Annotated in this window: 16 protein-coding genes and 1 tRNA gene; 6 read left to right on the top strand and 11 right to left on the bottom strand. The window is 36.2% G+C overall.

The window, feature by feature from the left end; genetic code table 11:
- Positions 1–78: 78 nt before the first annotated feature.
- Together sodA and JFU20_RS21050 are read right to left on the bottom strand one after the other, a co-directional pair.
- Positions 79–690 carry a superoxide dismutase [Mn] gene (sodA, locus tag JFU20_RS21055; RefSeq protein ID WP_001052029.1) on the bottom strand — a complete coding sequence of 204 codons (612 nt, stop codon included), beginning with the start codon at positions 688–690 and terminating at the stop codon, positions 79–81.
- A 223-nt stretch (positions 691–913) separates the two neighbouring features.
- Positions 914–987: transfer RNA gene (locus tag JFU20_RS21050), tRNA-Ile, on the bottom strand.
- Between the two features lie 239 nt (positions 988–1,226).
- Here JFU20_RS21050 and yqgB point away from each other — a divergent pair.
- The 3 genes from yqgB (at position 1,227) to ispG (ending at position 3,706) form a co-directional block, all read left to right on the top strand.
- On the top strand, positions 1,227–1,994 hold the full coding sequence (yqgB, locus tag JFU20_RS21045; RefSeq protein WP_002034056.1) for a protein YqgB: 768 nt from the start codon (positions 1,227–1,229) through the stop codon (positions 1,992–1,994).
- 65 nt (positions 1,995–2,059) lie between these two features.
- Positions 2,060–2,431: a hypothetical protein gene (locus JFU20_RS21040; RefSeq protein WP_002088653.1), complete on the top strand. Its 372-nt coding sequence runs from the start codon at positions 2,060–2,062 to the stop codon at positions 2,429–2,431.
- A gap of 165 nt (positions 2,432–2,596) precedes the next feature.
- Positions 2,597–3,706 (top strand): flavodoxin-dependent (E)-4-hydroxy-3-methylbut-2-enyl-diphosphate synthase, encoded by a 1,110-nt coding sequence (gene ispG / locus JFU20_RS21035; protein ID WP_162208025.1) that lies wholly within the window; start codon positions 2,597–2,599, stop codon positions 3,704–3,706.
- Positions 3,707–3,790: 84 nt separating this feature from the next.
- Here ispG and JFU20_RS21030 read toward each other — a convergent pair whose 3' ends face one another.
- The 4 genes from JFU20_RS21030 to JFU20_RS21015 all read right to left on the bottom strand — a co-directional run bounded on the left by JFU20_RS21030 (position 3,791) and on the right by JFU20_RS21015 (position 6,880).
- On the bottom strand, positions 3,791–4,204 hold the full coding sequence (locus JFU20_RS21030; RefSeq protein WP_002015164.1) for a Fur family transcriptional regulator: 414 nt from the start codon (positions 4,202–4,204) through the stop codon (positions 3,791–3,793).
- Between the two features lie 13 nt (positions 4,205–4,217).
- Positions 4,218–5,051 (bottom strand): metal ABC transporter permease, encoded by an 834-nt coding sequence (locus JFU20_RS21025; RefSeq protein ID WP_002015165.1) that lies wholly within the window; start codon positions 5,049–5,051, stop codon positions 4,218–4,220.
- Complete coding sequence (locus JFU20_RS21020; protein ID WP_002015167.1) at positions 5,051–5,821, bottom strand: metal ABC transporter ATP-binding protein; 771 nt, start codon at positions 5,819–5,821, stop codon at positions 5,051–5,053. Before JFU20_RS21020 ends, JFU20_RS21025 begins: the two co-directional genes overlap by 1 nt.
- A gap of 180 nt (positions 5,822–6,001) precedes the next feature.
- Positions 6,002–6,880, bottom strand: coding sequence for a YitT family protein (locus JFU20_RS21015; RefSeq protein WP_002015168.1), 879 nt, complete (start codon positions 6,878–6,880; stop codon positions 6,002–6,004).
- A 151-nt stretch (positions 6,881–7,031) separates the two neighbouring features.
- Here JFU20_RS21015 and JFU20_RS21010 point away from each other — a divergent pair, with 151 nt between their 5' ends.
- Positions 7,032–7,286 (top strand): DUF2624 domain-containing protein, encoded by a 255-nt coding sequence (locus JFU20_RS21010; RefSeq protein WP_002088657.1) that lies wholly within the window; start codon positions 7,032–7,034, stop codon positions 7,284–7,286.
- 19 nt (positions 7,287–7,305) lie between these two features.
- On the opposite strand, the gene JFU20_RS21005 is transcribed toward JFU20_RS21010, so the two are convergent.
- Both JFU20_RS21005 and JFU20_RS21000 read right to left on the bottom strand, forming a co-directional pair.
- Positions 7,306–8,202 (bottom strand): deoxyribonuclease IV, encoded by an 897-nt coding sequence (locus JFU20_RS21005; RefSeq protein WP_002088660.1) that lies wholly within the window; start codon positions 8,200–8,202, stop codon positions 7,306–7,308.
- 250 nt (positions 8,203–8,452) lie between these two features.
- Positions 8,453–9,763 carry a DEAD/DEAH box helicase gene (locus JFU20_RS21000; RefSeq protein ID WP_002015172.1) on the bottom strand — a complete coding sequence of 437 codons (1,311 nt, stop codon included), beginning with the start codon at positions 9,761–9,763 and terminating at the stop codon, positions 8,453–8,455.
- Between the two features lie 179 nt (positions 9,764–9,942).
- Between JFU20_RS21000 and vrrA the strand changes: the two genes are divergently transcribed.
- Both vrrA and JFU20_RS20990 read left to right on the top strand, forming a co-directional pair.
- Positions 9,943–10,668, top strand: a complete 726-nt coding sequence (gene vrrA / locus JFU20_RS20995; protein WP_002184950.1) for a VrrA/YqfQ family protein — start codon at positions 9,943–9,945, stop codon at positions 10,666–10,668.
- 89 nt (positions 10,669–10,757) lie between these two features.
- Positions 10,758–11,708 carry a 4-hydroxy-3-methylbut-2-enyl diphosphate reductase gene (locus JFU20_RS20990; RefSeq protein ID WP_002015175.1) on the top strand — a complete coding sequence of 317 codons (951 nt, stop codon included), beginning with the start codon at positions 10,758–10,760 and terminating at the stop codon, positions 11,706–11,708.
- 40 nt (positions 11,709–11,748) lie between these two features.
- Here the strand turns inward: JFU20_RS20990 and JFU20_RS20985 are convergent, their stop codons facing one another.
- The 3 genes from JFU20_RS20985 to cccA form a co-directional block, all read right to left on the bottom strand.
- Entirely contained in the window at positions 11,749–12,870 is a 1,122-nt protein-coding gene (locus tag JFU20_RS20985) for a Nif3-like dinuclear metal center hexameric protein (RefSeq protein ID WP_002190694.1), read from the bottom strand.
- Positions 12,867–13,574, bottom strand: coding sequence for a tRNA (adenine(22)-N(1))-methyltransferase (locus tag JFU20_RS20980; RefSeq protein WP_002034049.1), 708 nt, complete (start codon positions 13,572–13,574; stop codon positions 12,867–12,869). The genes JFU20_RS20985 and JFU20_RS20980 overlap by 4 nt, the downstream gene beginning before the upstream one ends.
- A gap of 166 nt (positions 13,575–13,740) precedes the next feature.
- Positions 13,741–14,097 carry a cytochrome c550 gene (cccA, locus tag JFU20_RS20975; RefSeq protein WP_002129130.1) on the bottom strand — a complete coding sequence of 119 codons (357 nt, stop codon included), beginning with the start codon at positions 14,095–14,097 and terminating at the stop codon, positions 13,741–13,743.
- Positions 14,098–14,203: the final 106 nt, after the last annotated feature.

Here is a 14,203-nt window from a genome sequence, read left to right as displayed (position 1 = left end):
CTCAATTATGTAAAAGGAGAACATAGAAAAAAGCTAGGAGAAAACTCCCTAGCTTTTTTCTAGCTGTATTAACTTTAATTATTTTGCTTCTTGGTAAAGTTTTTCAGCAACGTTCCAATCTACAACGTTCCAGAATGCACCGATGTAGTCAGGACGACGGTTTTGGTAATTTAAGTAGTAAGCATGCTCCCAAACATCTAAACCGATAACTGGAGTTTTACCTTCAGTTAGAGGAGAATCTTGGTTTGGAGTGCTTGTTACTTCTAACTCACCATTGTTTACTACTAACCAAGCCCAACCAGAACCGAAGCGAGTTGCGCCAGCTTTTGCGAATTCTGCTTTGAATGCATCGAAGCTACCGAATTTCGCTTCAATCGCAGTTGCAAGTTCGCCTACTGGTTGTCCCCCGCCGTTTGGAGATAGGATTGTCCAGAAGAATGTATGGTTAGCATGTCCGCCACCATTGTTACGTACTGCTGTACGGATTGCTTCAGGTACTTCGTTTAAGTTTGCAACTAATTCTTCAACACTTTTGTCAGCTAATTCTGCATGACCTTCTAAAGCAGCGTTTAAGTTTGTAATATACGTGTTGTGATGTTTTGTATGATGGATGTTCATTGTTTCTTTATCAAAGTGAGGTTCTAAAGCATCATACGCATAAGGTAAATTTGGTAATTCGTGTTTTGCCATTGTTATATTCCTCCCGGTTTATGTATTGTCACTACATATGTGACCTACAACTTCATTCTACCCTAATTGCCATAGGGTGCAAACAAATAAATCGCTTTGTCTTGCTATCATTAAAGTAGCAAAATTCCCACTTCTTTTCAATTAAAATGCTCATATATTCCGAAAAAAAGCTTCCTTCTACAAGGAAGCTTCCTGCTGATATAATAAACATATGAAATGGATATGGACCCTGTAGGACTCGAACCTACGACCGGACGGTTATGAGCCGTCTGCTCTAACCAACTGAGCTAAGGGTCCACGATTATGTATGTACCATTAAAAACAACTAAATTCCAATCGGATATATCGTTTGAAAAATGTAAGATAAATTTACCATATACGAAAGAAAAGTGTCAATTGTATTTTTCTCTACTAAAAGAAGTAAATTAATAAGAAGGAATTTAGTCCTCTCTACTATATGTAAATATAATATATCTTGAGCTTCTCTAGATTCGTACGTTACAATGATTTTATACATACATAAAGGAAGTGAATCTATGTCCATTTTTACACAGCTAGCAAAAAGCGTATATTCGCCTAAAGATATGGCGCTTTTCCGTTTTCAAAAAATCGGTAAAACCATTTTGTATATTATGCTTCTTTGCCTAATCACTACTATTCCAAGAACTTTCTTGTACGGTAGCGTTATTCAAGATGGTGTTAACATGGTAAATAAAGTAATCGAAAAAGATTTACCTGATTTTAAAATTGAAAATGGCGAGCTAACAGCTGATATTGATCAACCTATCGAAAAAGAAGATGGAAATGCCCTTTTCGTATTTGATCCAAATTCAACAGACTTAGAAAAATATCAAAATAAAACAGGTTTATTTGTTTTAAAAGATAAAGTAGTCTCCATGGGGAATGGTCAAACACAAACATACTCCTATAATGACTTATTAGGCGCATCTCTTGAGAAAAAAGATTTACAAGATTTCATTTCGTTATTTGACAGTATTTATCCAATCTTATTATTCGTTATTGGGTTCTTACTGTACTTGTTCCAATTATTTATTACCTTTGTAGGAGTTACATTGCTTGCCTTCATCGGTTCTGCGATGAGCGGTCAACGCAAATTATCTTATAAACAAGTTTGGACATTAACTGCTTACAGCTACACAATTCCAACAATCTTCTTTATGATTATGGATTTATTCAAAATAAACGTACCTGGCGCAACATTCATTTACATTGCAGTTGTTTTAATCGTTCTATACTTAACAATTAAAGAAGTTCCAAAGCCGAAAGAAAAACAAGAACTATAAAAAAATGCCTAAATAGGCATTTTTTTTTTGGACAAGCATATATTCCTAGCAAAGGAGTGAAGGATATGAAGAGATTAGGTGTACTCTTATTCGTGCTTGTCCTCGGTTATATATTTTATTACGACATAAAAATCGGTACTTTACCGATGTTAAGTTCATACAAAAAAACATCTGCTGCCCAAACGATAAAAAAAGAAAATACAGATACAAAACAAAATAAAGAGAAAGAAACAGAAAAAGAAAAAGAAACGGATACAGCTTATAAAGCAATCGAAGTAAAAACTGGCGATACAGTTCTTTCTATTACAGAAGCGATTAATAAGAAAAAAATTCCTTCTATTGAAAAAGTAATTGATGATTTTAAGCAATTAAATAAAAATACATCTGCTACAAAAATCCAAGTTGGAAAGTCTTATAAATTCCCCTTATATCAATAAGCAATCACTTAATCCTTGTCAATTACATAAAGGCGCTGATACAATAGTAAAAGTGAAACCGAGTACTTTGGTTTCTATAGCCCTTTCTCACACATACTATCATTGATGTAAGGGACTAAAATAAGAAACTTCTTTTATAAGGAGAGCGATCAATTCGTGAATGAAATGACTCAACGCACAAAAACACGTCCAGTTAAAGTCGGTAATTTAACAATTGGCGGTAACAATGAATTAATTATACAAAGTATGACGACAACAAAAACGCATGATGTTGAGGCTACAGTTGCTGAAATTAAACGTTTAGAAGAAGCTGGCTGTCAAGTTGTTCGTGTTGCTGTTCCAGACGAACGCGCAGCAAATGCTATTGCTGATATTAAAAAACAAATCAACATTCCACTTGTTGCTGATATTCATTTTGATTACCGCCTTGCTTTAAAAGCAATCGAAGGCGGCATTGATAAAGTACGTATCAATCCAGGTAACATTGGACGTCGCCATAAAGTAGAAGCTGTTGTAAATGCAGCGAAAGAGCGTGGCATTCCAATCCGTATCGGTGTAAATGCCGGCTCATTAGAACGTCATATTTTAGAAAAGTATGGATATCCAACTGCTGATGGTATGGTCGAGAGCGCACTGCACCATATTAAAATTTTAGAGGACTTAGATTTCCACGATATTATCGTATCAATGAAAGCCTCTGATGTTAACTTAGCAATTGAAGCATACGAAAAAGCTGCTCGCGCTTTTGATTATCCATTACATTTAGGTATTACAGAATCAGGAACATTGTTTGCTGGGACTGTAAAAAGCGCCGCCGGTCTTGGAGCAATTTTAAGTAAAGGCATCGGAAATACACTTCGTATCTCTTTAAGCGCTGATCCAGTTGAAGAAGTAAAAGTTGCACGTGAACTATTAAAATCATTCGGTCTTGCATCTAATGCCGCAACACTTATTTCTTGTCCAACTTGTGGTCGTATTGAAATCGACCTAATTAGCATTGCTAATGAAGTCGAAGAATACATCTCCACACTTAAAGTTCCAATTAAGGTTGCAGTACTCGGCTGTGCCGTAAACGGTCCTGGTGAAGCTCGTGAAGCTGACATCGGTATTGCCGGTGCACGCGGAGAAGGTTTATTATTCCGTAAAGGGCAAGTCGTTCGTAAAGTACCAGAAGAAACAATGGTAGAAGAACTGAAAAAAGAAATTGATGTAATCGCTGCTGAAATGGCTGCCGAACGAGAAAAAGAAAAAGAAAAAGAAAAACAAGAACAATAAAAAGAAGGTTGCCACAATTTTTGTGAGCAACCTTTTTTTACATTCAAATTAAAAACTCGTCAGTTATATAACTGACGAGCCCTCTCATTTTGCACATTTTGGGCAACGACCATATATTTCAAACTTATGCCCCGTTACCTCATAACCTTTAAAATCTTTATTCATAAAATCCATCGGGCAGGAATTAATCTCTTTTGTACCACCACAATCTAAACAAATGAAATGATGATGATGTTCCATAATGGAGCATGTAAAACGGAAATGCTTTTCACCATTTAATTCCGTTTGCTCTAAAACACCGACTTCAGCAAAAACCGTTAAGTTACGATAAATCGTATCAAAACTAAGTCCTGGATAATCACCCTTCATATGCTCTAAAACATCTTTCGCAGTTAAATAACGATTATGAGCTGCGAATAATCTCAGCATTTCTTCCCTTTTCCCTGTATGTTTGTATCCCTTTTCCTTCATTAGGCGTAAAGCTTCTGTTAGATTCATACCTATCCCTACTTTATGCAGTTTTTTTCTTTTTCCATAAAATTGCACCAATTAAAATAAGAACCGCTATCATAACAATTGTACCACCTGGAGCTAAATCAAGTTGATACGAAGCAAACATTCCACCAATTACTGCAATTTCACCAAATAAAATGGAAAAGAAAATTGTTTGTTTAAATCCTTTTGCAATACGAATACTTGCTGCAACTGGTAACGTCATTAAAGATGATACGAGAAGAACACCTACAACACGCATTGATACCGCAATTACAAGAGCAACTAATATAATGAAGATAAAGTGAATCCACTTTGCACTTAAACCGGTTGATACAGCGTATTCCTCATCAAATGATAGTAAAAACAACTCTTTGTATAATAAAACAATCGTCGCAATAACAACAATTGCTACTATACCAATAATAATTAAATCCGCACTTGTTACAGCACTTACACTACCAAATAAATAACTAAATAAATCCGTATTGAATCCATTAGCAAGTGAGATGAAGATAACTCCAATCCCCATCCCCGCTGAAAGTATAATCGGGATTGCTAACTCTTGATAATGTTTATATACAGTACGTAATTTTTCAATTAGCAATGCTCCACCGATTGAAAAAAACATCCCCATATATAAAGGGTTTAAAAACCCACCGGTAAAGATTGTCTTTTCAAGTAATAAACTTGCTGCAATTCCTGATAACGTCACATGACTTAATGCATCCGCAATAAGCGACATGCGGCGAATTACAACGAACACGCCGATAAGTGGTGCGACAAGCCCTATTAAAATACCAGCGTATAAGGAATTACGTAAAAAATCATATTGTAAAAAATCCTGTATCATTATATCCTCCCGTGATGCCCATGTTCATGTTCTAAGCGATGAACATGATGTCCATATAAAATCGACATTTCTGCATCTTCTAACTCTCGGAATTTCTCTACATTCCCATGGAAATGTAAATGCTGATTCAAACATGCAACATGCGTCACCTTCTCTGTTACAGCACCCATATCGTGTGTAACAAGAATTAACGTAATTCCCAATCTTTTGTTTAAATCCTCTAGTATCTCATAAAAACTTGCCACATTCTTCACATCAATCCCAACAGTAGGCTCGTCCAAAATAAGCAATTCCGGATCACTTACAAGTGCACGAGCAATAAATACACGCTGTTGTTGTCCACCAGAAAGTTCTCCAATGTTGCGACCTCGAAACTCGCTCATACCTACATCAGCAATCGCTTTTTCTACTTTCGCATTATCGTCTTTCGTAAAAAAGCGAAAAAGCCCTTTTTTCGAAACGAGCCCCATTGAAACAACCTCGAAAACAGTTGCCGGGAAACCTGAGTTAAAGCTACTTGCCTTTTGGGATACATAACCAACTTTATTCCACTCTTTAAATTTCTTACTATCAATGCCAAACAATCTAATACTTCCTTGCTTTGGTTTTAAAACACCCAATAAGCATTTAAGTAAAGTCGATTTCCCTGAACCATTCGGTCCAACTAAACCTAAAAAAGCTCCCTTCGGAACTTGCAAATTAATATCTTCTAACACGTTGCGATCTTCATACCGAAACGTTAATCCTTCTATTTCCAATATATTATTCATAGCATCTCACCTATTTTAATTCAGAATGATTCCGATTTATCTCTATTTGAATTATAGTACAGCTTATTATAGTTGTAAACCAATCTGCCTAAAATATATTCTTTATTTCAAGAAACCTTATTATTATAACAAAAAGCAGAGAATAATTCTCTGCTTTCAAAAGATATTACAATTAACTTTTTAGTGAATTGCTGATTTAAACTTACCACCATTTGTCTCTTGTGTATTCATAATCGTAACAAATGCGTTTTCATCAATTTCATGCACAATTGATTTTAACTTCGTCACTTCCAGACGTGTTACAACTGCATAAATAACTTCTTTTTCTTTATCTGTATAGCCACCTTTAGCAACAAGTTTTGTTGTTCCACGACCAAGGCGGTGTAAAATCGCATTTGATACTTCCTCATATTGATCCGATACTATTAAAACTGCTTTCGTTTCGTCTAATCCTTGAATTACCGTATCAATTGTTTTGAATGCGATATAGTACGTCATAACAGAATACATCGCTTGTTCAACACCAAAAACAAATGCTGCCCATGCAAAAATGAATAAGTTCACAAACATTACGAATTCACCAACAGAAAACGGTAATTTCTTCGTTAATAGAATTCCCATAATCTCGGTCCCGTCTAACGATCCACCATGACGAATAACAAGTCCTACACCAATCCCTAAAATAAGACCGCCGAAAACTGTTGCTAAAATCGGCTCTGTTGTAAATGGCGGGATAGCATGCAACGTTGATTCAATAAATGCTAAAGCTACAATTCCAAATGCTGAAGATAACATGAATGTTTTTCCAATTTGCTTATACCCGGAGTACATAAAAGGAATGTTGAGGATAACAACTAAAGTAGAAAAGCTTAACCACCAAATATTAGGAGTAAGATAATCTAATATAAGAGAAATACCAATAATTCCACCATCAATAATTTTATTTGGCATTAAAAACAGTTCAATCGCTACCGCCGCACACGCTGCCCCAAAGACAATCATAACTAAACGATATACAAGATGAATAACACTTTCTTTTCGATGTTGCTTTTTTTCCATAAGTCCTCCTTATACTCTTTATCTATAGTTTTGTTCTTATATTATAACATAAGCTTCTTTTCCTCATTGAAAAAATGCACCTTGATACGAATATGTACAAGCTATGCGTACATATATTTCGATAGAAGAACGTGTGAAGGAGGACAACACGATGAACCTCATTAAACAAATTGTGAACAAAAAATTAAATCATATTTCTACAAAAGAACTATTGAAATATAGTAAAGAATACGAAGTTCCAATCACAACTGCACAAGCTGATAAAATCGTTTTACTTATGAAAGGGAAAAACATTAACATTTACGATAATACCGAGCGACTAGATTTGTTAAAACAAATCGCTAAAGTAACTACTCCTGCCACTGCCCAACAAGTAAATATTTTATTTCAGCAGCTATTAAAATAAGGAGGGGAAAATCCCCTCCTTATTGCGCTTTAATTTTTTCAAGAATTCCTTCATCAAAAGTACCATTTTTCAGCATTTCGATTTCTAATTTATATGGTGGCTTCTTATCTTTTTTATCTTCACCTACATACGGCGTTTCAAGAATTTTTGGTACGTGCGTAAGTTGTGGGTGATGCACAATGTGATGCAATGCCTTATAGCCAATATGACCAAAACCAATATTTTCATGACGGTCTTTTCCAGCTCCGCGTACATTTTTGCTATCGTTAATATGAAGTACTTGTAAACGATTTATCCCAACAATTTTATCAAATTCGTTTAACACACCGTCAAAATCATTTACAAGGTCATAACCTGCATCATGCGTATGACACGTATCAAAACATACAGATAGTTTTTCATTATATTTCACACCATCAATAATTTTCGCAATTTCTTCAAAGCTACGACCGCATTCCGTTCCCTTTCCTGCCATCGTTTCTAACGCAATGTTAACCGTCTGCTCTGGCGTTAATACTTCATTAAGCCCTTTAATAATTTGTTGAATACCAGCATCCGCTCCTGCACCAACGTGCGCACCTGGGTGAAGAACGATTTGTTTCGCTACACCTAATGCCGATGTTCTTTCAATTTCCATGCGAAGGAAGTCTACACCTAATTGGAATGTTTCTGGCTTCGTCGTATTCCCAAGATTAATAATGTATGGCGCATGTACGATAATTTCTTCAATACCGTTTAGTTCCATATGTTTTCTTCCTGCTTCTATGTTCAATTCTTCAATTGGTTTTCTTCGTGTATTTTGCGGTGCACCTGTATAAATCATAAACGTCGTTGCACCGTATGAAACAGCCTCTTCACTTGCTGCTAATAACATTTTCTTACCACTCATAGAAACATGAGATCCAATCTTTAACATACAATCACCTCTTCAATATACAATAGATATAATGATAGCATAATTTGTAGAAATATGTAGCGAATTGTTTGTTCACACAAAAGGCACTACATAAATCAAACAGACTATTCAAATAATCTGAACTCTACACTTAAATTAACCCAATAAAGCGAAACTTTAGTCAACGTTTTTTCTACCCCTCACTAATTATTAGTCTACATTAATCGACTTTCTCTCAAGCAGTGAGATAAAAAAAAATAAGGGAAATCCCTTATCTTTTTTTATTGCTATATTTTTTCTTCACTTTGTCACGTTCTGTTGCAAGTTTTCGTTTATAGTTTGGTTTTACTTTTTTCGGCTTCTTAACAACTTTTGTTGCCATAACATCTAGTCCATCACTTGGTTTTTTACGGCTCTTACGACGACGACGGTCACCTAAATCCGCCCATTCATCTCCGCGTAAATCTACATGTTTAAACTCGATATGACGTTGTTTTTCCAAACTATCTAACGCTTCTTCATTTGCTGGATCATAAATCGTCACTGCAATACCTGAATGACCCGCACGTGCAGTTCTTCCAACACGGTGAACGAAGAAATCTAAATCTGGTGGAAGTTCATAGTTAATAACATGGCTAATTCCTTCAATATCAATACCGCGTGCCGCCAAATCTGTTGCGACAATGTATTGGAACTCTAAATCACGAACTTGTTTCATCATTTTTCTACGATCACGTGGTGATAAATCACCGTGTATACGCCCTACTTTTAATCCACGTTCTGCTAATCCATCGGCTACTTCGTCAGCCTTCTTCTTTGTGTTTGTAAAGACAATTGCTAAATATGGTTTAAATTGAAGTAGCATATTTTTCACTAATTCAGTTTTATTACGGTGTCTTGAAGGCACAAGGTAATGATCAATATTTCCTGCTGCAACTTGCTTCGGATTAATATGAATATGTTCTGGATTCTCCATATATTTCTTCAAAAATGGTTTTAATTTTTGAGGAATTGTTGCAGAGAAAACTAACATTTGCAGATTTTTAGGCATACGTGCCGCAATTTTATCTACATCTTGAATGAATCCCATATCAAGCATTAAGTCCGCTTCATCGACAATAATAGTATCCGCTTTATAGACAAATAGCGCCTTTTCTTCTACTAAATCTTTAATACGTCCTGGCGTTCCAACTACAATATGAGGTTGTTTTTTCAACTTTTCAATTGATCGTTGTTTATCAGTTCCACCAATTAAACAGCGTGCTGTAATCATTTGATCTTCCGCACAGAACTTTGTTAGTTTCACAATTTCTTCGTAAATTTGTTGTGCTAACTCACGAGTAGGCGCTGTAATAACAAGTTGTACCTCTTCACGACTTGCATCAATTCTGTTTAATGTAGGAAGTAAGTATGCATGTGTTTTCCCAGAACCAGTTTGGGATTGTCCAATTATACTCACACCTTTTTTCACGACCGGGAAAATTTTCTTTTGAATTCCTGTTGGCTCTGTAAAGCGTAGTTCACGAACTGCATCTATTAAAAATGGTTTAAAATCATACTGTGTAAAAGTTTGTAGTGTCATAAGTTACACCTTCTTTCTAAAATTTCTACTGCGCACAAATCAGTCAAGTCTACATTATATCGAAATCTACAAGTAAAATCCATCTTTAGTTTAGGTTTTTATCTCAAAAACTAACCTTCTTTCCTTCCATTGCATATTGTATGTGTATATACCTAACTGAAGAAAGGAGGATTTCCCACATGTTTCCGAAATCCCCTATAAGACAAATGTATCCGAATCGAGGACAACAATCTTACACACCATATCCGATTCCACAACTACCACCGATGGCTCAAAAAAAGAAAGGTTTCCTTGCTAAACTCTTTAAAAAACACGATCCAACCGAACCTTTCATGCAAATGGTCCCTCCTTATCGACAAATGGAAGGGCCACCGATGATGCACCAACAACCGCCGCCCCAATATCAACAGCAACAGCCATACCAACAACAATATACACAACAATATACACAACAATATCAACCATACATGCAGCAATATCCAGAGCAGATGATACCACCTCAAATGTATGAATCAAATGATACACGTGGTGCTGCGTCAGCTACAACTGCAGCGGCATCTAGCAGCGGCATCGGTAGTTTTTTTTCAAATTTAATTTCGAACCCAACTAATATGATAAATAATATCGAAAAAGTATCTCAAGTCGTGCAATCTGTCGGTCCTGTTGTCGAACAGTACGGTCCCATTATGCGTAGTCTACCAAGCATTGTTAAAATCCTCACCTCTGGAAAAAGTACGGAAGAAAATCAAACTGAAGATGCAACAGAACAGGTTGAGGTAGCAACTCCACCTCCTCCACCTCCAAAAAGGAAACGAAAAAAAATAGTGCTTGAACCGGTAATAGAAAAAGAGGTTCCGAAAGAACCCGTTCAACAATCAGCAACAAAACCAAAACTATATGTGTAACAATCCTTTGTTTTCTATCCACTCCTCCTTTATAATGTAATGGACTATGCACAAAAGTATCCCTTGTTTAGAAGGAGAGGATTACTCACATGAAGATTGTTAAAATTTCCCCTCGTGGTTATTGCTATGGTGTTGTTGACGCAATGGTTATTGCACGTAACGCCGCATTAGATAAATCATTACCGAGACCCATTTATATTTTAGGTATGATTGTTCACAATAAGCATGTCACAGATGCTTTCGAAGAGGATGGCATCATTACATTAGACGGTCCAAGTCGATTAGAAATTTTAGATAAAATCGATTCTGGTACTGTTATTTTCACTGCACACGGTGTTTCTCCAGAAGTTAAACAACGTGCAAAAGAAAAAGGTTTAACGACAATTGATGCAACTTGTCCAGATGTTACAAAAACACATGACCTTATCGAAGCAAAGAAAGCTGAAGGATACCATGTCATTTATATCGGCAAAAAAAATCATCCAGAACCAGAAGGCGCAGTTGGTATCGCACCTGATATCGTTCATCTTATCGAAAAAGCTGATGATTTAAAAACACTAGAAATTCCAACGGATAAAATTTTAGTTACGAATCAAACAACAATGAGTCAATGGGATGTTCAACATTTAATGGAGGACATTCAGAAAAAATTCCCAACAGCAGAATTCCACAAGGAAATTTGTTTAGCAACTCAAGTTCGCCAAGAAGCTGTCGCTAAACAAGCTGATGTTGCAGATTTAACAATTGTTGTCGGTGATCCGAAAAGTAACAACTCAAACCGTTTAGCACAAGTATCACAAGAAATCGCTGGTACGACAGCATACCGCGTTGCAGACGTAAGTGAAATCCAATTAGAATGGCTACAAGGTGTAGAAAACGTAGCTGTTACAGCAGGTGCTTCTACTCCAACGCCAATTACAAAAGAAGTTATTGCTTTCTTAGATCAATATGACCCAATGAATCCAGCTACATGGGACAGAATTCGAAAAGTACCACTTCAAAAGATACTACCTCGTGTAAAAGTGAAAAAAGAACAATAATAAAAACCGTTGCCTACATGAGCAACGGTTTTTATTTTTCTTATACAAATGTGAATGGATCTGTATGTAACTGCGAAGCGTGAATGTGTACATTGAATTTTTTCACATCTACTTTTTCTTGCAATTGTTTTTGTACACCTTGCTTCATTACTTTTTCAACGTTATGTCCTGGATCGACTATATTTAAACCAATCATCATCGCATCGTGAGCAACATGATAATACATATCACCTGTTACATATACATCTGCTCCTTTAAATTTCGCTTGGTTTATATATTTATTACCGTCACCACCAAGTACAGCTACTTTACGCACCTTATCATCTAACTTTCCAACAACTCTTGCACCCTTTACATGTAATGATTGTTTCACATGTAAAGCAAACTGCTCAAGCGTCATTTCTTCTTGTAAATACCCTATTTTACCAAGACCTAATGTTTCACCTTTATTATCAAGCGGATATACATCATATGCCACTTCTTCATATGGATGGGCTGCCAACATCGCTTTAATAACTTTTCTTTGTAATGAAGCTGGAATAATCGTTTCGACACGTATCTCTTCCACACGTTCTAACTGCCCAGTTTCTCCGATATAAGGATTTGTACCTTCTTGAGGGATAAACGTACCTACCCCTTCGCTACCGAACGTACAGTGGCTATAATTACCGATATGACCTGCATCCGCATCTCCAAGAGCTTTGCGCACTTCTTCTGCATGGGTTACTGGAACAAATACAACAATTTTTTTCATTTCTTCTGCATATGTAGGAGCTAATACTTCTGTATTTTGTAACCCTAACGCATCAGCAAGTAAATCATTTACCCCGCCCTTAGCAATATCTACATTTGTATGTGCGGCATAAACCGCAATATCATTTTTAATACACATTTCAATAATTCTTCCGTACGCCTTATCTGTATGAATCGCTTTTAATGGATTAAAGATTAAAGGATGGTGCGCTATAATGATATTCGCTCCTAATTGGATCGCCTCGTCCACAACTTCCTCAGTTACATCTAACGCGATTAATACGTGCTGGACAGGTTTATTAAGCGCTCCAATCTGTAAGCCAATCTTATCCCCTTCCATCGCTAAATGCTTCGGATACATACCTTCAAACAAAGAAATAATTTCATGACCATTCGGAATTTTACTCATGATAAAACCTCTCCTATCATTTTCATTTTCGCTTCTACTTCTGCACGCTTCGCTTTTGTCTCTTCAGACTCTGCTGCACGTTCTAACTGTTTTAAAATATTTTGGAAGTTTTTCAATTCCCCTTCCCACTTTTCAATAAAAGCTTCACTTTTTTCTTTTATTAAAAATGGACCCATAAACAATTCAGCTTGTTTATTTCCAGAGTAAGGTACTGCTGTATCTCCTCGCTCTCCGACTAAAATCTCGTAAATCTTTCCGTCTTCTATTACAATTTTCTCACGGATAAGCTCCCATCCATTTTCAATAAACCATTCACGGATATGGTGTGCTGCAATATTCGGCTGTAAGATTAAACGTGTTACACCTTCTAATTTTTCTTTACCACTTTCTAAAATGTCACGAATTAACGCTCCACCCATACCAGCAATCGTAATAACATCTACTTCTCCTGGCACTATAACAGCTAATCCATTCCCTTTACGAACGTCTACTTTATCTTGTAAGCCACTTTCAGCTACAGTTGCTTGTGCAGAGCGAAACGGTCCATCTACAACCTCTCCTGCAACTGCTTTTGTAGCAATATTATTTATAATTGTATAACACGGTAAATACGCATGATCCGATCCAATATCAGCTACTGTAGAGCCTACAGGAATCTCCCTCACAACTTCTTCTAATCGTTTCGAAAGCTTTACTTCATTCATGTATTTCCATTACTCCTTCTCTTCTCAGTCTGTCTCCATGATAATGAATTTATAGTAGTTGTTGCAAGTCCATAACAATACTTCAATTCTCTATTACTAATCGTATTTTAGATAGTATAGAAAAACAAGCCTTTTGCAAAAAGCAAAAGGCTTGTTTTTCTATACTTTATTTTTTCTTCGATAACCAATCAGCTACTTTTGCCGCTTGATCAGCTGGAACTATATTTGGCGGCATATTTCCTTTTCCTTTTGAAATAACTTCTTTAATTTCATCTTTTGAAAGTTTCCCACCAATTTTTTGTAAATTAGGGCCTACCGCTCCTTGTAACTGATCACCATGACAGCTCGTACAGCTTTGCTTTACAATATCCTCTGGCTTTGATGCTGTTTGTGCTGGTTTCCCACCATTTTTTGCATCAGCTAACTCTTTAGATTTATTTAGCCCCTGAAATGAAAATACAAACATAACGATAATACCTAATGCTGCAATAAGAGCGAACGGAATCAACGGATTACGTTTCATATCTCTTCTCCCCCCTCTATACCGCTAAATAGTTAGATGATTCAGTCATTTATATTGTACTTGAAAACGCCCTATCAGAAAAGAGTAAACTACTACTTGTTAAAAA

The organism is Bacillus sp. TH30, assembly GCF_016650875.1.
GTDB classification, from domain to species: Bacteria; Bacillota; Bacilli; order Bacillales; family Bacillaceae_G; genus Bacillus_A; species Bacillus_A mycoides.
This window is presented reverse-complemented; position numbering and strand designations above follow the sequence as displayed.